Origin of the sequence: Amycolatopsis sp. cmx-8-4, assembly GCF_046548675.1 — a bacterium.
Classification (GTDB): Bacteria; Actinomycetota; Actinomycetes; order Mycobacteriales; family Pseudonocardiaceae; genus Amycolatopsis.
In genome coordinates this window covers 81,663-96,449 of record NZ_JAEBDZ010000002.1, presented here as the reverse complement: position 1 = coordinate 96,449, position 14,787 = coordinate 81,663, and the positions used below count along the sequence as shown (strand labels likewise).

General features: G+C 69.9%; 9 protein-coding genes. 7 read left to right on the top strand and 2 right to left on the bottom strand.

What is annotated here, in order from left to right; translation table 11 throughout:
• The first annotated feature begins 130 nt into the window (after nucleotides 1-130).
• The 5 genes from ACLJQZ_RS04080 (at nucleotide 131) to ACLJQZ_RS04060 (ending at nucleotide 6,630) form a co-directional block, all read left to right on the top strand.
• Nucleotides 131-1,312: a ThuA domain-containing protein gene (locus ACLJQZ_RS04080; RefSeq protein WP_410618657.1), complete on the top strand. Its 1,182-nt coding sequence runs from the start codon at nucleotides 131-133 to the stop codon at nucleotides 1,310-1,312.
• Nucleotides 1,309-2,655 carry a PHB depolymerase family esterase gene (locus tag ACLJQZ_RS04075; protein ID WP_410618656.1) on the top strand — a complete coding sequence of 449 codons (1,347 nt, stop codon included), beginning with the start codon at nucleotides 1,309-1,311 and terminating at the stop codon, nucleotides 2,653-2,655. Before ACLJQZ_RS04080 ends, ACLJQZ_RS04075 begins: the two co-directional genes overlap by 4 nt.
• A 14-nt stretch (nucleotides 2,656-2,669) precedes the next feature.
• On the top strand, nucleotides 2,670-4,028 hold the full coding sequence (locus tag ACLJQZ_RS04070; RefSeq protein WP_410618655.1) for an RICIN domain-containing protein: 1,359 nt from the start codon (nucleotides 2,670-2,672) through the stop codon (nucleotides 4,026-4,028).
• Between the two features lie 67 nt (nucleotides 4,029-4,095).
• Nucleotides 4,096-5,115, top strand: coding sequence for a LacI family DNA-binding transcriptional regulator (locus tag ACLJQZ_RS04065; protein ID WP_410618654.1), 1,020 nt, complete (start codon nucleotides 4,096-4,098; stop codon nucleotides 5,113-5,115).
• 60 nt (nucleotides 5,116-5,175) lie between these two features.
• The gene (locus tag ACLJQZ_RS04060) at nucleotides 5,176-6,630 is read left to right on the top strand and encodes an arabinofuranosidase catalytic domain-containing protein (RefSeq protein ID WP_410618652.1); all 1,455 of its coding nucleotides are present in this window, start codon (nucleotides 5,176-5,178) and stop codon (nucleotides 6,628-6,630) included.
• A gap of 230 nt (nucleotides 6,631-6,860) precedes the next feature.
• Here ACLJQZ_RS04060 and ACLJQZ_RS04055 read toward each other — a convergent pair whose 3' ends face one another.
• Together ACLJQZ_RS04055 and ACLJQZ_RS04050 are read right to left on the bottom strand one after the other, a co-directional pair.
• Nucleotides 6,861-8,495: a glycoside hydrolase family 27 protein gene (locus ACLJQZ_RS04055; protein WP_410618651.1), complete on the bottom strand. Its 1,635-nt coding sequence runs from the start codon at nucleotides 8,493-8,495 to the stop codon at nucleotides 6,861-6,863.
• Between the two features lie 32 nt (nucleotides 8,496-8,527).
• Entirely contained in the window at nucleotides 8,528-9,916 is a 1,389-nt protein-coding gene (locus ACLJQZ_RS04050) for a glycoside hydrolase family 43 protein (RefSeq protein WP_410618649.1), read from the bottom strand.
• Between the two features lie 248 nt (nucleotides 9,917-10,164).
• Here ACLJQZ_RS04050 and ACLJQZ_RS04045 point away from each other — a divergent pair, with 248 nt between their 5' ends.
• Both ACLJQZ_RS04045 and ACLJQZ_RS04040 read left to right on the top strand, forming a co-directional pair.
• Entirely contained in the window at nucleotides 10,165-12,132 is a 1,968-nt protein-coding gene (locus tag ACLJQZ_RS04045) for an alpha-L-fucosidase (RefSeq protein ID WP_410618648.1), read from the top strand.
• Between the two features lie 26 nt (nucleotides 12,133-12,158).
• Nucleotides 12,159-14,540 (top strand): ricin-type beta-trefoil lectin domain protein, encoded by a 2,382-nt coding sequence (locus ACLJQZ_RS04040; protein WP_410618647.1) that lies wholly within the window; start codon nucleotides 12,159-12,161, stop codon nucleotides 14,538-14,540.
• Nucleotides 14,541-14,787: the final 247 nt, after the last annotated feature.

Here is a 14,787-nt window from a genome sequence, read left to right as displayed (position 1 = left end):
GGGTGAGTAAGTTTCACCGCGCATTGACCTTTGCCGCCGCGCACTCCTATCTTGGCTTCAGGTTCGGTAACCGAGCGATTTCGGAGCGCGCATCCCGCGCACTCCTTTCCACTCCTGAAGAGGAGTACCCGTGACGACGCTGTCCCGTACTCTCCGCGTGGTTGTCCTGGTCGCCGCCGTGGTCCCGGGGTTCGCGGCCCCCGTGTCCACCGCTGTCGCCTCGCCCGCGGCGGCCTTCAAGGTCCTGGTGTTCTCCAAGACCACCGGCTTCCGCCACGACTCCATCCCCGCCGGGATCGCCGCGATCCGGCAACTGGGGCAGCAGAACGACTTCGCGGTCGACGCCACCGAGGACGACGCGGTGTTCACCGACGCCGGCCTGGCCCCGTACGCCGCCGTGGTCTTCCTGTCCACGACCGGCGATCCGGTCGGCACGCAGGCCGGGAAGGACGCCTTCCGGCGGTACATCGAGCACGGCGGCGGGTTCGCCGGCATCCACACCGCGTCCGACAGCGGGTACGACTGGGCCTGGTACGGCCAGCTCGTCGGCGCCTACTTCAAGCAGCACCCCGCGCAGCAGAACGCACTTGTCAAGGTCGAAGACCAGAACCACCCGTCCACGCAGGGGCTGCCGGCCCAGTACACCCATTACGACGAGTGGTACGACTTCCGGGCCAACCCGCGTCCGTCCGTGCACGTGCTGACCACTGTGGACGAATCCAGCTACTCGGGCGCCGCGATGGGCGCGGACCACCCGACCACGTGGTGCCACGACTTCGACGGCGGCCGCGCCTGGTACACCGGCATGGGCCACACCAACGAGAGCTTCGGCGAACCGAACTTCCTGCACCTGCTGCTGGGCGGGATCCGGACGGCGGCCGGGGCGCTCTCCGCGGACTGCTCGGTCCCCACCGCGCCGCCACCGTCGGGCAAGCAGGTCGTGGGTACGCAGTCGGGCCGGTGCGTGGAGGTGCCGAACGCCTCGACGGCGAACGGGACGCAGGTGCAGCTGCGGGATTGCGCGGTGGGCCAGGCGAACCAGACGTGGACCTACACCGCGGGCAAGCAGCTGATGGTCTACGGGAACAAGTGCCTGGACGCGTCCGGCCGGGGAACGGCCAACGGCACGCCGGTGATCATCTGGGACTGCACCGGCCAGCCCAATCAGCAGTGGAATGTTAACGCGAACACGATCACCGGTGTCCAGTCGAACCTCTGCGTGGACGCTTCCGGCCGCGGTACGGCCAACGGTACGAAGGTCATCCTCTGGTCCTGTGGCGGCCAGGCCAACCAGCAGTGGAGCCTGCGATGAGACGTCTGCTCGTGTTCCTTCTCCTGCTGCCCCTCGCCGTCGCCGGGGTGGTCCTGACCGCCGGTCCGGCCGCGGCCGCCGGTCCGGCCGCGGCCGCCGCGCTGACCCGCGTCACCGGCTTCGGCGCCAACCCGACCAACCTCGGCATGTACCTGTACGTGCCGGACGCTGTGGCGCCCAAGTCGGCGTTGCTCGTGCTGGTGCACTACTGCGGCGGCTCGGCGAGCGCGATCTTCAACGGCAACGGGCACGACTACGCGACGGCCGCCGATCGCTACGGCTACCTCGTCGTCGTCCCCGAGGCGACCCGGGACGGCCACTGCTTCGACGTGTCGACGAAAGCGGGCCTGACCCGCGACGGCGGCAGCGACACCACCGGCATCATGGCGATGGTCGCCTGGACCCGCCAGCACTACAACGTGGACCCGGGCCGGATCGTGGTCAGCGGATTCTCTTCGGGCGCGATGATGACGAACGTCCTGGCCGCGCAGTACCCGGACGTCTTCGCCGCCGGATCGGCGTTTTCGGGCGTGCCCGCGGGGTGCTTCGCCACCACCGACGGCTCCCTCTGGAACAGCCAGTGCGCGGGCGGCAACGTCGTCAAGTCCGCGCAGCAATGGGCCGATCAGGCCCACGCGATGTACCCCGGTTACACCGGTGCCTACCCCCGGATGCAGCTGTGGCACGGGAACCAGGACACCACCCTGGCCTATCCGAACTACGGCGAGGAGATCAAGCAGTGGACGGCCCTGCGCGGGCTGAGCCAGACGCCGTCCTTCACCGACCATCCGCAGTCGTCCTGGACGCGCAACCGCTACGGCGACACCGGCACCCAGGCCACCGTCGAGGGCATCACGATCGCGGGGACCGGCCACACCCTGCCGCAGACCGGGATGATCGCGTACGCCCTCTCCTTCCTCGGCCTCGACAGCGGTGGCGGCGCGACGGCCACCGGCGGTCCGGTGCGCTCGGTGGCCGCGGGCCGGTGTCTCGACGTCCCGGGCCAGTCGACCACCCAGGGCACGCGAACCCAGGTCTGGGACTGCCACGGCGGCACGAACCAGACGTGGACGACCACCGCGGCCGGGGAGCTGACCGTCTACTCCGGTGGCGCGCTGCGCTGCCTGGACGCCGAGGGCGGCAGCACCGCACCGGGCACGGCCGCGATCATCTGGGCCTGCCACGGCGGGGCCAACCAGAAGTGGCTGGCCAACTCCGACGGCACCGTCACCTCGGCGCAGTCGGGCCTCTGCCTCGAGCTCGCGGGATCGACCGCGAACGGCACCGCCGTGCGGCTCGGGACCTGCACCCACGCCACGACCCAGTTATGGACCCGGAACTGACCGGAGGGAACCGCATGATGACGAAGTTCAGACGGCTGTTCGTGTCCGTCGCGATCGGCGCGCTGCTGGCCATGGCCGGGAACGCCGAAGCCGCTGTGCCCCGCGAAGCGTCGACGTCGGCGGCGACCGCGGGCTGTGGCCAGGCCCCCGGCCTGGCGAGCGGCAGCCATACGATCTCCAGCGGCGGCCAGAACCGCAGCTACATCCTGCGGGTCCCGGCCGACTACGACAACTCCCACTCCTACCGGCTGTTCGTGGGGCTGCACTGGCGGGGCGGCACGGCCAACGACGTCGACTCCGGCGGGACCGACGGGTACAACTGGTCCTACTACGGGCTCCGGCGGCTCGCGGACAGCGCGGGCAACAACACGATCTTCGTGGCGCCGCAGGGCAACGGCAACGGCTGGGCCAACCCGGGCGGCCAGGACGTCACGTTCGTCGACGACCTGCTGAAGCAGCTCGAGGCGGCGCTCTGCGTCGACACCTCGCAGGTCTTCGCGGGCGGGTTCAGCTACGGCGGCGCCATGAGCTACGCGCTCGCCTGCGCGCGGCCGACGGTCTTCCGCGCGGTCGCCGTCTACTCCGGGGCGAACCTCAGCGGGTGCAACGGCGGCACCCAGCCGGTCGCCTACATCGGGATGCACGGCATCGGGGACAACGTCCTGCCCATCGCTTCCGGCCGTTCGCTGCGCGACCAGTTCGTCCGGAACAACGGCTGCACCGCGCAGAACCCGCCGGAACCCTCGAGCGGCAGCCATACCCACATCGTCACCGCCTACTCCGGCTGCCGGACCGGGTACCCCGTGGTCTGGGCCGCGTTCGACGGCGGCCACGACCCCGGCCCGCGCGACGGGTGCACCTGCAGCGGCTGGCAGACCTGGACGTCCGGCGAGGTGTGGAAGTTCCTCACGCAGTTCGACTCGTCGACCCCGCCGGCCGGGGCGCCCGTGCAGGTCGGGGTGAACTACACCCTGGCCGCCGAGCACAGCGGCAAGCTCCTGGACATCAGCGGCGTCTCCACCGCGGCCGGTGCCCTGCTGCAGCAGTGGCCGGCCACCGGCGGGCAGAACCAGCAGTTCGACTTCCTCGACTCCGGCGACGGCTACTACCGCGTCCGGGCCCGCCACAGCGGCCTGGTGCTCCAGGTGGCCGGGACCGCCACCGGCGCGGACATCAGCCAGCAACCGGACTCCGGCGCCGCCGCCCAGCAGTGGCGCGTGACCGACCTGGGCGGCGGGGTCGTCGGCCTGGTCAACCGGCTGAGCGGCCTGTCCATGGACGTGTGGGGAGCCTCGACCGCCGACGGTGCGCGGATCTCCCAGTGGAGCGCCACCGGCGGCGCCAACCAGAGATTCCGGGTCCAACGCGCCTGAAACGCCCGTTACCCGGCGGTATTCTCAGTGAGCCCTGCAGAGACAAAGACGTCTTGGGAGAGCGAACGTGTCGTCCGTCGAGTTGCCCCAGCTCCGTCCGACCCTGGCCGACGTCGCGCGGGCGGCCGGGGTGTCCACCGCCACCGCGTCCCGCGTGCTCAACGGCTTTCCGCGGGTCCGGCCGAAAACGCGCAAGCAGGTGGAGTCGGCGATGTCGGCTCTGGGTTACGCCCGGCAGAGAGCCGCGCGGGCGACGGCGGGGCGCACCGGATCGGTCGCGCTGGTCGTGTGCGAGGAGGTGCTGCGGCTGTTCGCCGACCCCTACTTCGCCCGCATCTCCGCCGGCGCCGGGAAGGAGCTGACCGAGGCGGGCCTGCAGCTCGTCCTGCTCACCGTGCCCGCGACGGAGAACTACCAGGCCCCGGTGGTGCGCTACCTCGACGGCGGCCACGTCGACGGCGCCCTCGTCGTCGGCATGCACGGCCGCCGCCCGCTCGACCTCGACTGGCTCGGCATCCCGGTGGTGTTCGGCGGGCGCCCGGTCCGCGAAGGGGACTGCTCGTCCTACGTCGACGTGGACAACCGGGGAGGTGCGCAGCGGGCCACCCAGCGGCTCATCGACGCGGGCCGGCGGACCGTGGCGACCATCGCCGGACCGCAGGACATGACCGCCGGCGTGGACCGGCTGCTCGGCTACCGCCAGGCGGTGGCGGGTGCCGGGCGCGGCGACCGCGGGCTGGTGGTGTTCGGCGACTTCGGCCAGGCCTCCGGCGAGCACGCCACCACCCGCCTGCTGGACCGCCGGCCGAAGGTCGACGCCATCTTCGCTGCCTCCGACATGATGGCGGTCGGCGCGATGCGAGCCCTGCACCGTGCGGGCCGGCGGGTGCCCGGTGACGTGGCCATCATCGGGTTCGACGACCTGCCGATCGGCCGCCGTACTGATCCGCCGCTCACCACCGTGCGCCAGCCGATCGAAGAGATGGGCGCCCGGATGACGGGCGAGCTGCTCGCGATGCTCGGCGGCTCGGCCACGCCCCGCTGTGCCGTGCTGGACACCAAGCTCGTCCTGCGTGCGACGGCATGACTTTTGTGTTAGCGCTAACAATCCGTTGCGGAGCGATCCGCAGTGCTCGAAGGAGGATTCGTGACCACTCGAGTCAAGCCGGTGCGCGCCGTCCTGGTGCCGGCCGCGTTGCTGGCGGCCGCGCTGACCGGCGCGCCACCGGCGTCCGCGGCGTCGACGTCCCTCACGAGCGCGGCGTCAGGGCGGTGCCTGAACGTGACGGGCGGCGTCGACACACCAGGCACGGCGCTGGAGATCCGGGACTGCACCGGCCAGGCGAGCCAGAGCTTCGAGTTCAGCTCCACCGGTGAACTGCGGGCGCTGAGCGGGACGCGGTGCGTGGACGCCTACGGCAACCAGACGGCCCCCGGCACAGCGGTGATCATCTGGTCCTGCACCGGCGGGGCGAACCAGCAGTGGCGGCAGAACACCGACGGGTCGATCACCGGGGTCCAGTCGGGGCTGTGCCTCGATGTGAACGGCGCCGGCACGGCCAACGGCACCGCGGTCATCCTCTGGACGTGTCATGGTCAGAGCAACCAGCGGTGGAACGCCGGGGTCCAGCCGTCGGGCACGGGCCCGTGCGACATCTACGCCTCGGGCGGCACGCCGTGCGTCGCCGCGCACAGCACGGTCCGCGCCCTCTACGGCTCCTACAACGGAAATCTGTACCAGGTCCGGCGAGCGTCCGACAACGCGACCCGGAACGTCGGCGTCGTGGCGGCGGGCGGTGCGGCCGACGCCGGGGCCCAGGATTCCTTCTGCTCCGGCACTTCCTGCGTCACCACGGTGGTCTACGACCAGTCCGGGCGCGGGAACGACCTGTGGTACCAGGGATCGAGCGTCGTTCCGGGCTCCAGCCAGAGCAGCCCGGCGAAGGCGACCACGGAGTCGCTCACGGTCGGCAGCCGGAAGGCGTATTCCCTGTACATCAACCCCGGCAACAGCTACTGGCGGGACGGTCACTCGACCGGCGTGCCCACCGGCAGCGCCCCCGAGGGCATGTACATGGTGACCAGCGGGACGCACGTCAACAGCGGCTGCTGCTTCGACTACGGCAACAGCGAGACGACCAGGAAGGCCGACGCGGCCGGCGCGATGGACGCGCTCAACTTCGGCAAGCAGTGCTGGTTCGGCGGGTGCTCCGGCAGCGGCCCGTGGGTGCAGGCCGACCTCGAGTGGGGGCTCTACCCCGGCGGCAGCCAGTCGTGGAACCCGAACCAGCGCGCGTTCACCAGCAAGTTCGTCACGGCGGTGCTGAAGAACAACGGGACGTCCCGGTTCGCGATCAAGGGCAGCGACGCCCAGTCCGGCAGCCTGACGACGCTGTGGGACGGCGGGCTCCCGAGCGGGTACAGCCCGATGAAGAAGCAGGGCGCGATCGTGCTGGGCAGCGGCGGTGACTGCTGCAAGCCCGGTGGCGGCGCCAACCTGAGCGCCGGCACGTTCTACGAAGGGGCGATGGTCGCGGGTTATCCGTCCGACGCGACCGAGAACGCGGTGCAGGCCAACATCGTGGCGGCCGGTTACCGCTGAGGCCGCATTCCCGGGGAGAACCGAACGCCCGAGCCGCGACGGCTCGGGCGTTCGGTCTTGCCGGCGGCTCGGTAGTGCGGGCTGATGGTGGCTCGCGTGGTCCACGCGGGGATCTTCCGGCTGGAGGCGCGGCCCGGGAGGTGACGATGGAGGATTGGGGACGTTGGGTGGCCAGAATCCTCCATCTTCGAACGCGGAGGGCTCGTGCTTTCGGCTGCTTGCCGGGTGGTTCAGACGCGGCTCCACCGCTGGTTCGGCTGCCCGTTGCAGCTCCAGAGGATCGCGTGGGTCCCGTTGGCGGTGCCCGCGCCTTCGGCGTCCAGGCACAGTCCTGAATGGACGTTCCGGACCGAGCCGTCCTGGCCGATCGTCCACTTCTGGTTGTCCTGACCGCTGCACGGCCAGCTGATCACCCGGGTGCCGTTGGTGGTGCCCTGGTGGTCGGCGTCGAGGCACTTGTCGCCGAACACGCGGACCTCGCCGTTCTCCCAGGTGGTCCAGAGCTGGTTCGCCGCGGTCTGGCAGTCCCAGATCAGCGTGCCCGCGCCGGCGGCCGTCGAGGCGCTGTCGACGTCCAGGCAGCGCCCGGATCCCGTGCCGCGCAGCCGGGACGTCGTGGCGGCCAGCGGGGAACCGCCGGACACGCGGTACGCCGCGACGCCGTGGGCGGGCACGCTCGCGCTGATCGGGCCGCCGGTCGTGGACGTCGCGCCGGTCCACACGTCGGTCAGGGTGAACGCCGTGCCGGAGAGCCCGATCTGCGCGGCGGTCGTGCTCACGGTGGTCGTGGCGCTCCCGCGGTTGAGCAGCGCGACCGCGACCGTCCCGTCGGCCAGCGGTTTGGCGAAGACCTCGGCGTTGCCGTCGTCGCGCACCCGGCGGCCCCCGGCGCCGAGCCGGTCCTGGTCGATCGCCAGCAGACGCGGGTTCCGCAGCACGGCGCCGATGTCGGCCGACATCGTGCGGATGTCGTTGCCCGCCATCAATGGCGCGGCCATGAGCGCCCACAGGGCGAAGTGGGCGCGGGACTCGGTCAGTGACAGCCCGGGCCGGCCGACCACGAGCATGTCCGGGTCGTTCCAGTGCCCCGGGCCGGCCTGCGCGGCCAGCGGCGCGGTGACGTCGAGGACGTTGCCCACGCCCATCGGGTAGCTGTTGGTGTTGCCGTTCTGCCAGATGTCCAGCAGGTCTTCGGTGGTGCGCCAGAGGTCCGCGACCTGGCCCCAGTCGTACTTGTCCCCGGTGATGGCGTGGTAGCTGTTGGGGTTGATGCTGTAGACGATCGGGCGCCCGGTGGCCCGCACCGCGTCACGCATCACCGTGAACCGGGCCACCTGCTCGTCGCGCGTGCCGGCGGGGGAGCACCAGTCGTACTTGAGGTAGTCCACGCCCCACGACGCGAACGTGGTGGCGTCCTGGACCTCGTGCCCCGCGCTGCCGGTGGAACCGGGGTAGGTGCCGGTCCGCTGGGCGCAGGTGCGGTCGGTCGGCACCTGGTAGATACCGAACTTCAGGCCGAGGCCGTGGATGTAGTCGCCCAGCGCCTTCATGCCGCTCGGGAACTTCGACGAGCTGGCGCGCAGAGCGCCCTGGGAGTCGCGTTGCGGGTCGAACCAGCAGTCGTCGACGACGACGTACTGGTAGCCCGCGTCCTTCATCCCGGACGAGACCATCGCGTCCGCCGCTTGGCGGATGGCGGTCTCGTTGACGCCGCAGCCGAAGCTGTTCCAGCTGTTCCAGCCCAGCGGCGGGGTGAGCGCCGGGCTGCCGGGCGCGGCCACGGCGGCCGGCGCGGCCGGTGTCACGGTGGCCAGAGCCAGGGCGGTGAGCAGGTACAGGATGCGGTGACGCGGTCGAACGGGCATCGTCGCCCCTTTCCGTGTGTGGAGGCGCGAAGTCAGGCGGCGAACTGCCACCAGTTCACGTTGAACAGGTAGCCGCTGCCCCCGGTGAACCGGAGGTACAGGTCGTGCGTGCCGGTCGCCCCGGTCACCGGGCAGGACACGCTCGTCCAGGTCTGCCAGCCGCCCGTCCCCGGCACGGTGCAGGTGCCCGCCAACGTGCCTCCGGTGCTGTCCAGCCGGAGTTCGATCCGGCCGCCGGCGGCCGCGGAGGCCACTCGCGCGGTGAAGGACCGGGCACCGGAACCGAATGCGGCGCCCTTGACCTTGATCCAGTCACCGTTCTCGAGGTAGCCGACGTTCATCCCGCCCTCGGTGGACGGCTCGGTCTCGACGCCGGACTCCCCGGCGATCGTCTCCGCTTCCTGTCGCGTGAACGGGTTCAGCGTGCCCACCTGCGGTGCGCCCGCCGCGGTCATGGTGATGGTCGGGATGCTGCCGTCGGAGTTGTACGTGAACTTCTCCACGGCGACCGAGCGCGTGTAGCCACCGCCGCCCGGCAACGCGCCGTTGTGGTAGAAGAAGTAGGAGTTGCCGTTGAAGTCGATCACGCCCGGGTGGTTGGTGAAACTGGCGCCCTGGGTGGGCATGACCGTCCCACGGTATGTCCACGGCCCGGTAGGGCCGGGAGCGGTCGAATAGCCGATGAACTCCGAGCAGCAGTTCGCCGCGAACACGTTGTAGTACAAGCCGTTGCGCTTGTAGACCCAGGGCCCTTCCTCGAACAGGGTCGGCCGGCTCGCGTTCCCCGTGCGCGTGCCGAACCCGGTGGTGGTGAGGGGGATCTGCGTCGGTCCGCTCGAGTAGGAGATCATGTCGGCGTTGAGCTTCACGTACCACAGGTGCGGGTTGCCCCAGTACAGGTAGGCCTGCCCGTCGTCGTCGACGAACACCGTGGGGTCGATCTCGCCGTTGCCGACGAGCGGGTGCCCGAGTGCGTCGTGGAACGGCCCGGTGGGGCTGTCCGACACGGCCACGCCGATCGCCATCGCGCCGGTCGCCCGGACCGTCATGGGGACGTACCAGTAGAACTTGCCGTTGCGGTAGACGGTCTGGCCCGCCCAGGCGTTGGCGCTCGCCCAGGTGAAACTGGCCAGGTTCAAGGGGGAGCCGTGGTCGGTCCAGTTCACCATGTCCGCCGACGACCACACCCGCCATTCCTTCATGGTGAAGTACGTCGAGCCGTCTTCGTCGTGTCCGGTGTAGAGGTAGACGCGGCCGTTGTACACCAGCGGCGCCGGGTCGGCGGTGTAGATGGTCTGGACGATCGGGTTGTCCGCCCGGGCCAACGCCGGGAACAGCCCGAGAAGGCAGAGCAGTCCGGCGATCAGCGCGAGTCCACGCCGGGGTTTGAAGATCGCCGAAGGTGAGGACGCGACTTTCACAGGTGCTCCTTGGGTTGTGGTCACCGTTGCTCGCGCTCCAGAGCCAGGCGAAAAGCAGTGTGGCACGGTGCTGTTCACGCTCACAAGGATTCGTCACGGCGCATGAAAGTTTCACTGTGCCCGCACGGTCCACGCTGGGGTTTCGCCGCGCGTTTCGATTGGTTTCGCCGCTGGGGTTGACCCTCGGCTTCACCTGCGCCTAAACAGTGTTAACGCTAACGTTCCGGAGCCGAGGAGGCATTCCCGCCATGCCCGAGTTCAGCCGCCGCACGATGCTGGGTCTGATCACGGTGAGCGGCGCGGCGACGGCCGGCCTCCTGCGTGGCGGGGCCGCGTGGGCCACCGCCGGGCCGGGCAGCTACACGCCCTCGTGGTCGTCGGTCGACCAGCACCCGCCCGCGGCGGAATGGTTCCAGGACGCTAAGTTCGGCATCTACTTCCACTGGGGTGTCTTCAGCGTCCCGGCGTTCGGCAACGAGTGGTACCCGCGGAACATGTACGTCGGGGGTTCGGCGGAGAACAACCACCACCAGGCCGTGTACGGTGACCCGTCGGCGTGGCCCTACCACAACTTCGTCAACGGGGCCCGCGACAAGGCCGGGAACTGGGTGCAGTTCGCGCCGAAGCTCGAGTCCGCGGGCGGGAACTTCGACCCGGGGGAGTGGGCGCAGCTGTTCGCCGACGCCGGCGCCAAGTTCGCCGGACCCGTCGCCGAGCACCACGACGGTTTCTCGATGTGGAACAGCGTCGTCAACGAGTGGAACTCGGTCGCCAAGGGGCCGCGGCTGGACCTGGTCCGGCTGCACGCCGACGCGATCCGCGCGCGGGGCCTCAAGTTCATGGTGTCGCTGCACCACGCCTACCACTTCACCGGCTACTACGACCACGTGCCTTCGCAGTCGGACTCCAGCCTGCGCAAGCTCTACGGCCAGCTGGGCTCGACGGCGGAGAACCAGCTCTGGTACGACAAGCTGGCCGAAGTCGTCGACGGCTACCAGCCGGACCTGCTCTGGCAGGACTTCAACCTGCCCCGGGTCGACGAGTCCCGGCGGCTGAACTTCCTTTCGTACTACTACAACAAGGCCGTCGCGTGGAACAAGGACGTCGTCGCGACCTACAAGGACGGCTTCGACAACCGCGGCGAGGTCTTCGACTTCGAGCGCGGCGGACCGGCCGACATCCAGAACCCGTACTGGCTGACCGACGACAGCATCTCCAGCTCCAGCTGGTGCTACACGAGCGGAATCGGCTACTACTCGATGAAGGCGATGCTGCACTCGCTGATCGACCGCGTCAGCAAGAACGGCACCATGCTGCTGAACATCGCGCCGATGGCCGACGGCACCATCCCGTCGGGACAGCGGACGATCCTGCTCGGCATCGGCGACTACCTCGCCCGCTTCGGGGAATCCGTCTACGCGACCCGCGCCTGGTCGGCCTACGGCGAAGGCCCGACGCAGATGGGCGGCGGTTCCTTCACGACGCCGCGCGAGGGCACCAGCCGCGACATCCGGTTCACCCGCAGCAAGGACAACACCGTCCTGTACGCCACGGTCCTGGGCTGGCCGGGCAGCACGCTGGACATCGGGACGCTCGGCTCGGGCCGGATCAACCTCGGTTCGCTGCAGTCCGTCCGGCTGCTCGGCGCCACCGCCGGGTCCTACACCGACCTGCCCGACCGCACCCAGGACGGGTCCGGGCTGCACATCCGGCTGCCGTCGGCGCCGTTCAGCGCCCCGGCGTACGTGGTGAAGCTGACCTTCGCCGGCCAGATCCCGGCCCCGGGGTCCGGTCCGCTCCCCACGAGCTGGGCCCGGATCGCGAACGTCACGACCGGTCTCGTGCTCGACAGCGGCGGGAACGTCGCGGCCGGATCGGTGCTCAAGCAGTGGTCCTACGACGGTTCGGCCAACCTGCACTGGCAGCTGGTGGATCTGGGCACCGGGTACCACCGGATCGTCAACCGCACCAACGGCATGGTCGCCGACAGCGGCGGCCGGACGGGCAACGGCGTCAACGCGGTGCAGGCGGCCTGGACCGGGAGCGACAACCAGCAGTGGCGGCTGGCCGGGCTCGGGAACGGCCGCTACCAGATCGTCAACCGGGGCACCGGCACCGCGCTCGACGGCGCGGGCACCACCACGGCCGGCTCCCCGGTGGTCCTGTGGGCGCCGAACAGCAGCACCAACAACCAGTGGACCGTCACAGCCGTCTGAACCCTGCGTCGGAAGCGAGAACAGCCATGCCAACCCTGTTCCGGAGGGTGCGAGCCTCGATGGTCGCCGTCGTCGTCCTGGCCGGCGGTGTGGTGGCCGGTGCCGCGCCGGCCGAGGCCGCCACCTCGATCACGATCAACGGCGGTTCTGCCGGCCGCACGTTCGACGGCGTCGGCGCGGTCAGCGGCGGGGGTGGCAACAGCCGCCTGCTGATCGACTACCCCGAGCCCCAGCGCGGCCAGATCCTCGACTACCTCTTCAAGCCGGGGTACGGCGCCGCGCTGCAGATCCTCAAGGTGGAGATGGGCGGGGACACCAACTCCACCAGCGGGGCCGAGCCCAGCCACGCGCACTTCCGCGGCGACCTCGACTGCAACCGCGGGTACGAGTGGTGGCTCATGGAGCAGGCCAAGGCGCGCAACCCCGGCATCAAGCTCGTGGGTCTGCCCTGGGGCGCGCCGGGCTGGATCGGCAACGGCACCTTCTTCTCCAATGATTTGACCGGCTACTACCTTTCGTGGCTCGGGTGCGCCAAGCAGCACGGGCTGACGATCGACTACCTCACGACCGTCCAGAACGAGAAGCAGTGGAGCGCCGACTGGACCGTCACGATCCGCAACGCGCTCAACGCCAACGGGTACAGCGCCGTCAAGCTCATCTCCGGTGACTCGTGGCCGGGTGACTGGGGACCCGCGAGCGCCGTCTCGACCAACACGGCCTACCGCAACGCGACCGACGTGCTCAGCGCCCACTACACGTGCGGCTACCTCAGCGCGCAGACGTCCTGCAGTGTCCCGTCCAGCGTCACCAACACGGGCAAGACCCTGTGGTCCAGCGAGAACGGCTCCCAGGACTACAACGACGGCGCCAAGCCGCTGGCCCGCGGCATCAACCGCGTCTACCTCGACGGCAAGATGACCGCGTACCTCAACTGGGACCTCATCGCCGCCACCACGCCGAACATCCCCTGGCCGACCGTGGGCCTGGTGCTGGCCAACCAGCCGTGGTCGGGCTACTACTCGGTCGGCAAGGACGCCTGGGCCCTGGCGCACACCACCCAGTTCACCGCACCCGGCTGGAAGTACCTCGACGCCTCCAGCGGCTACCTCGGCGGCAACCGCGCCAACGGCAGCTACGTCTCGCTGAAGTCCCCGAGCACCACCGACTACAGCACGATCATCGAAACCATGGACGCCACTTCGGCCCAGACGCTGAACCTGAACGTCACCGGCGGCCTGTCCACCGGCCAGGCGCACGTGTGGGCGTCCAACCTGAACTCGAACAACCCCGCGGACCACTTCGTGCACACGACCGACATCACGCCGTCCGGCGGAGCCTTCTCCCTGACCGCCCAACCCGGCTACCAGTACACGATCACGACCACCACCGGACAGGGCAAGGGCACCGCGACCAGCCCGTCGCAGGGGTCGCTGAACCTGCCCTACAGCGACAACTTCGACGGGTACGCGAAGGGCAAGGAAGCCAAGTACCTGATGGACATGGAGGGCGCCTTCGAGACGTCGTCGTGTGGCGCCGGCCGCTCCGGCACGTGCGTGCGCCAGGCCGCGCCGCAGAAGACGATCCCCTGGAAGAAGTTCGTCGATCCCTACGCGCTGCTGGGCAACGTGGCCTGGAGCAACTACACGGTCAACGCGGACGCGCTGCTGGAGAAGTCCGGGTACGTCGAGCTGCTCGGCCGGGTCGGTTCGCAGGACACGGGCAACCAGGGCGCGGTGAACGCCTACTACCTGCGGGTCAGCGACACCGGCGCGTGGTCGATCCGGCGCAACAACACCAGCCAGCAGGTCACGACCCTGCGCAGCGGCACGACGACCGGGCTCGGCACGAACAGCTGGCACAAGCTGTCACTGGGCTTCTCCGGCAGCACCATCACCGCTTCCGTGGACGGCGCCGTGCTCGGCACGGTCACCGACAGCACCTTCCCGGCCGGCCAGGCCGGGATCGGCACGAGCACGGGGGAGACCGCCCAGTTCGACAACCTCGCCGTGACGGGCTCGGGCGGCGGATCGACCTCCGTGCTGCGCAACACCGCTTCGAGCCGGTGCCTCGACGTCCCGAGCGCGTCGCAGACCAACGGCACCCAGGTCACGTTGTGGGACTGCAACGGCGGCGGCAACCAGCAGTGGACGCTCACCTCCGGCAAGCAGCTGGAGGTGTACGGCGCCAAGTGCCTCGACGCCGAGGGCGCGAGCACGGCGGCCGGCACCCGGGTGATCATCTGGGACTGCACGGGCGGCACCAACCAGCAGTGGAACGCCGGCACCGACGGCATGATCACCGGAGTCCAATCAGGACTGTGTGTCGGCCCGAGCGGCACCGGGAACAGCGCACCGGTGACCCTGCAGGCCTGCACGGGCAGCGATGCTCAGAAGTGGGCCCGAAGCTAGCCCCGGTGTCCCGCCGAGGTCACCGTGTTGGCCACTCCGGTCGTCATGTTGGCCACTCCGGTCACTGTGTTGGCCGTTGCGGTCGTCACCGGAATCGTCGCGCAGGCGTCACGGCACCCGGAACGGCCAACACGCCAACCGGAGTGGCCAACACGCCAACCGGAGTGGCCAACACGCCGACCGGAAGGGCCAACACAGAAGCGTAAGAGAAGCCGGATCGCCTGGTACTCGTTCGTCCGGACAAAGG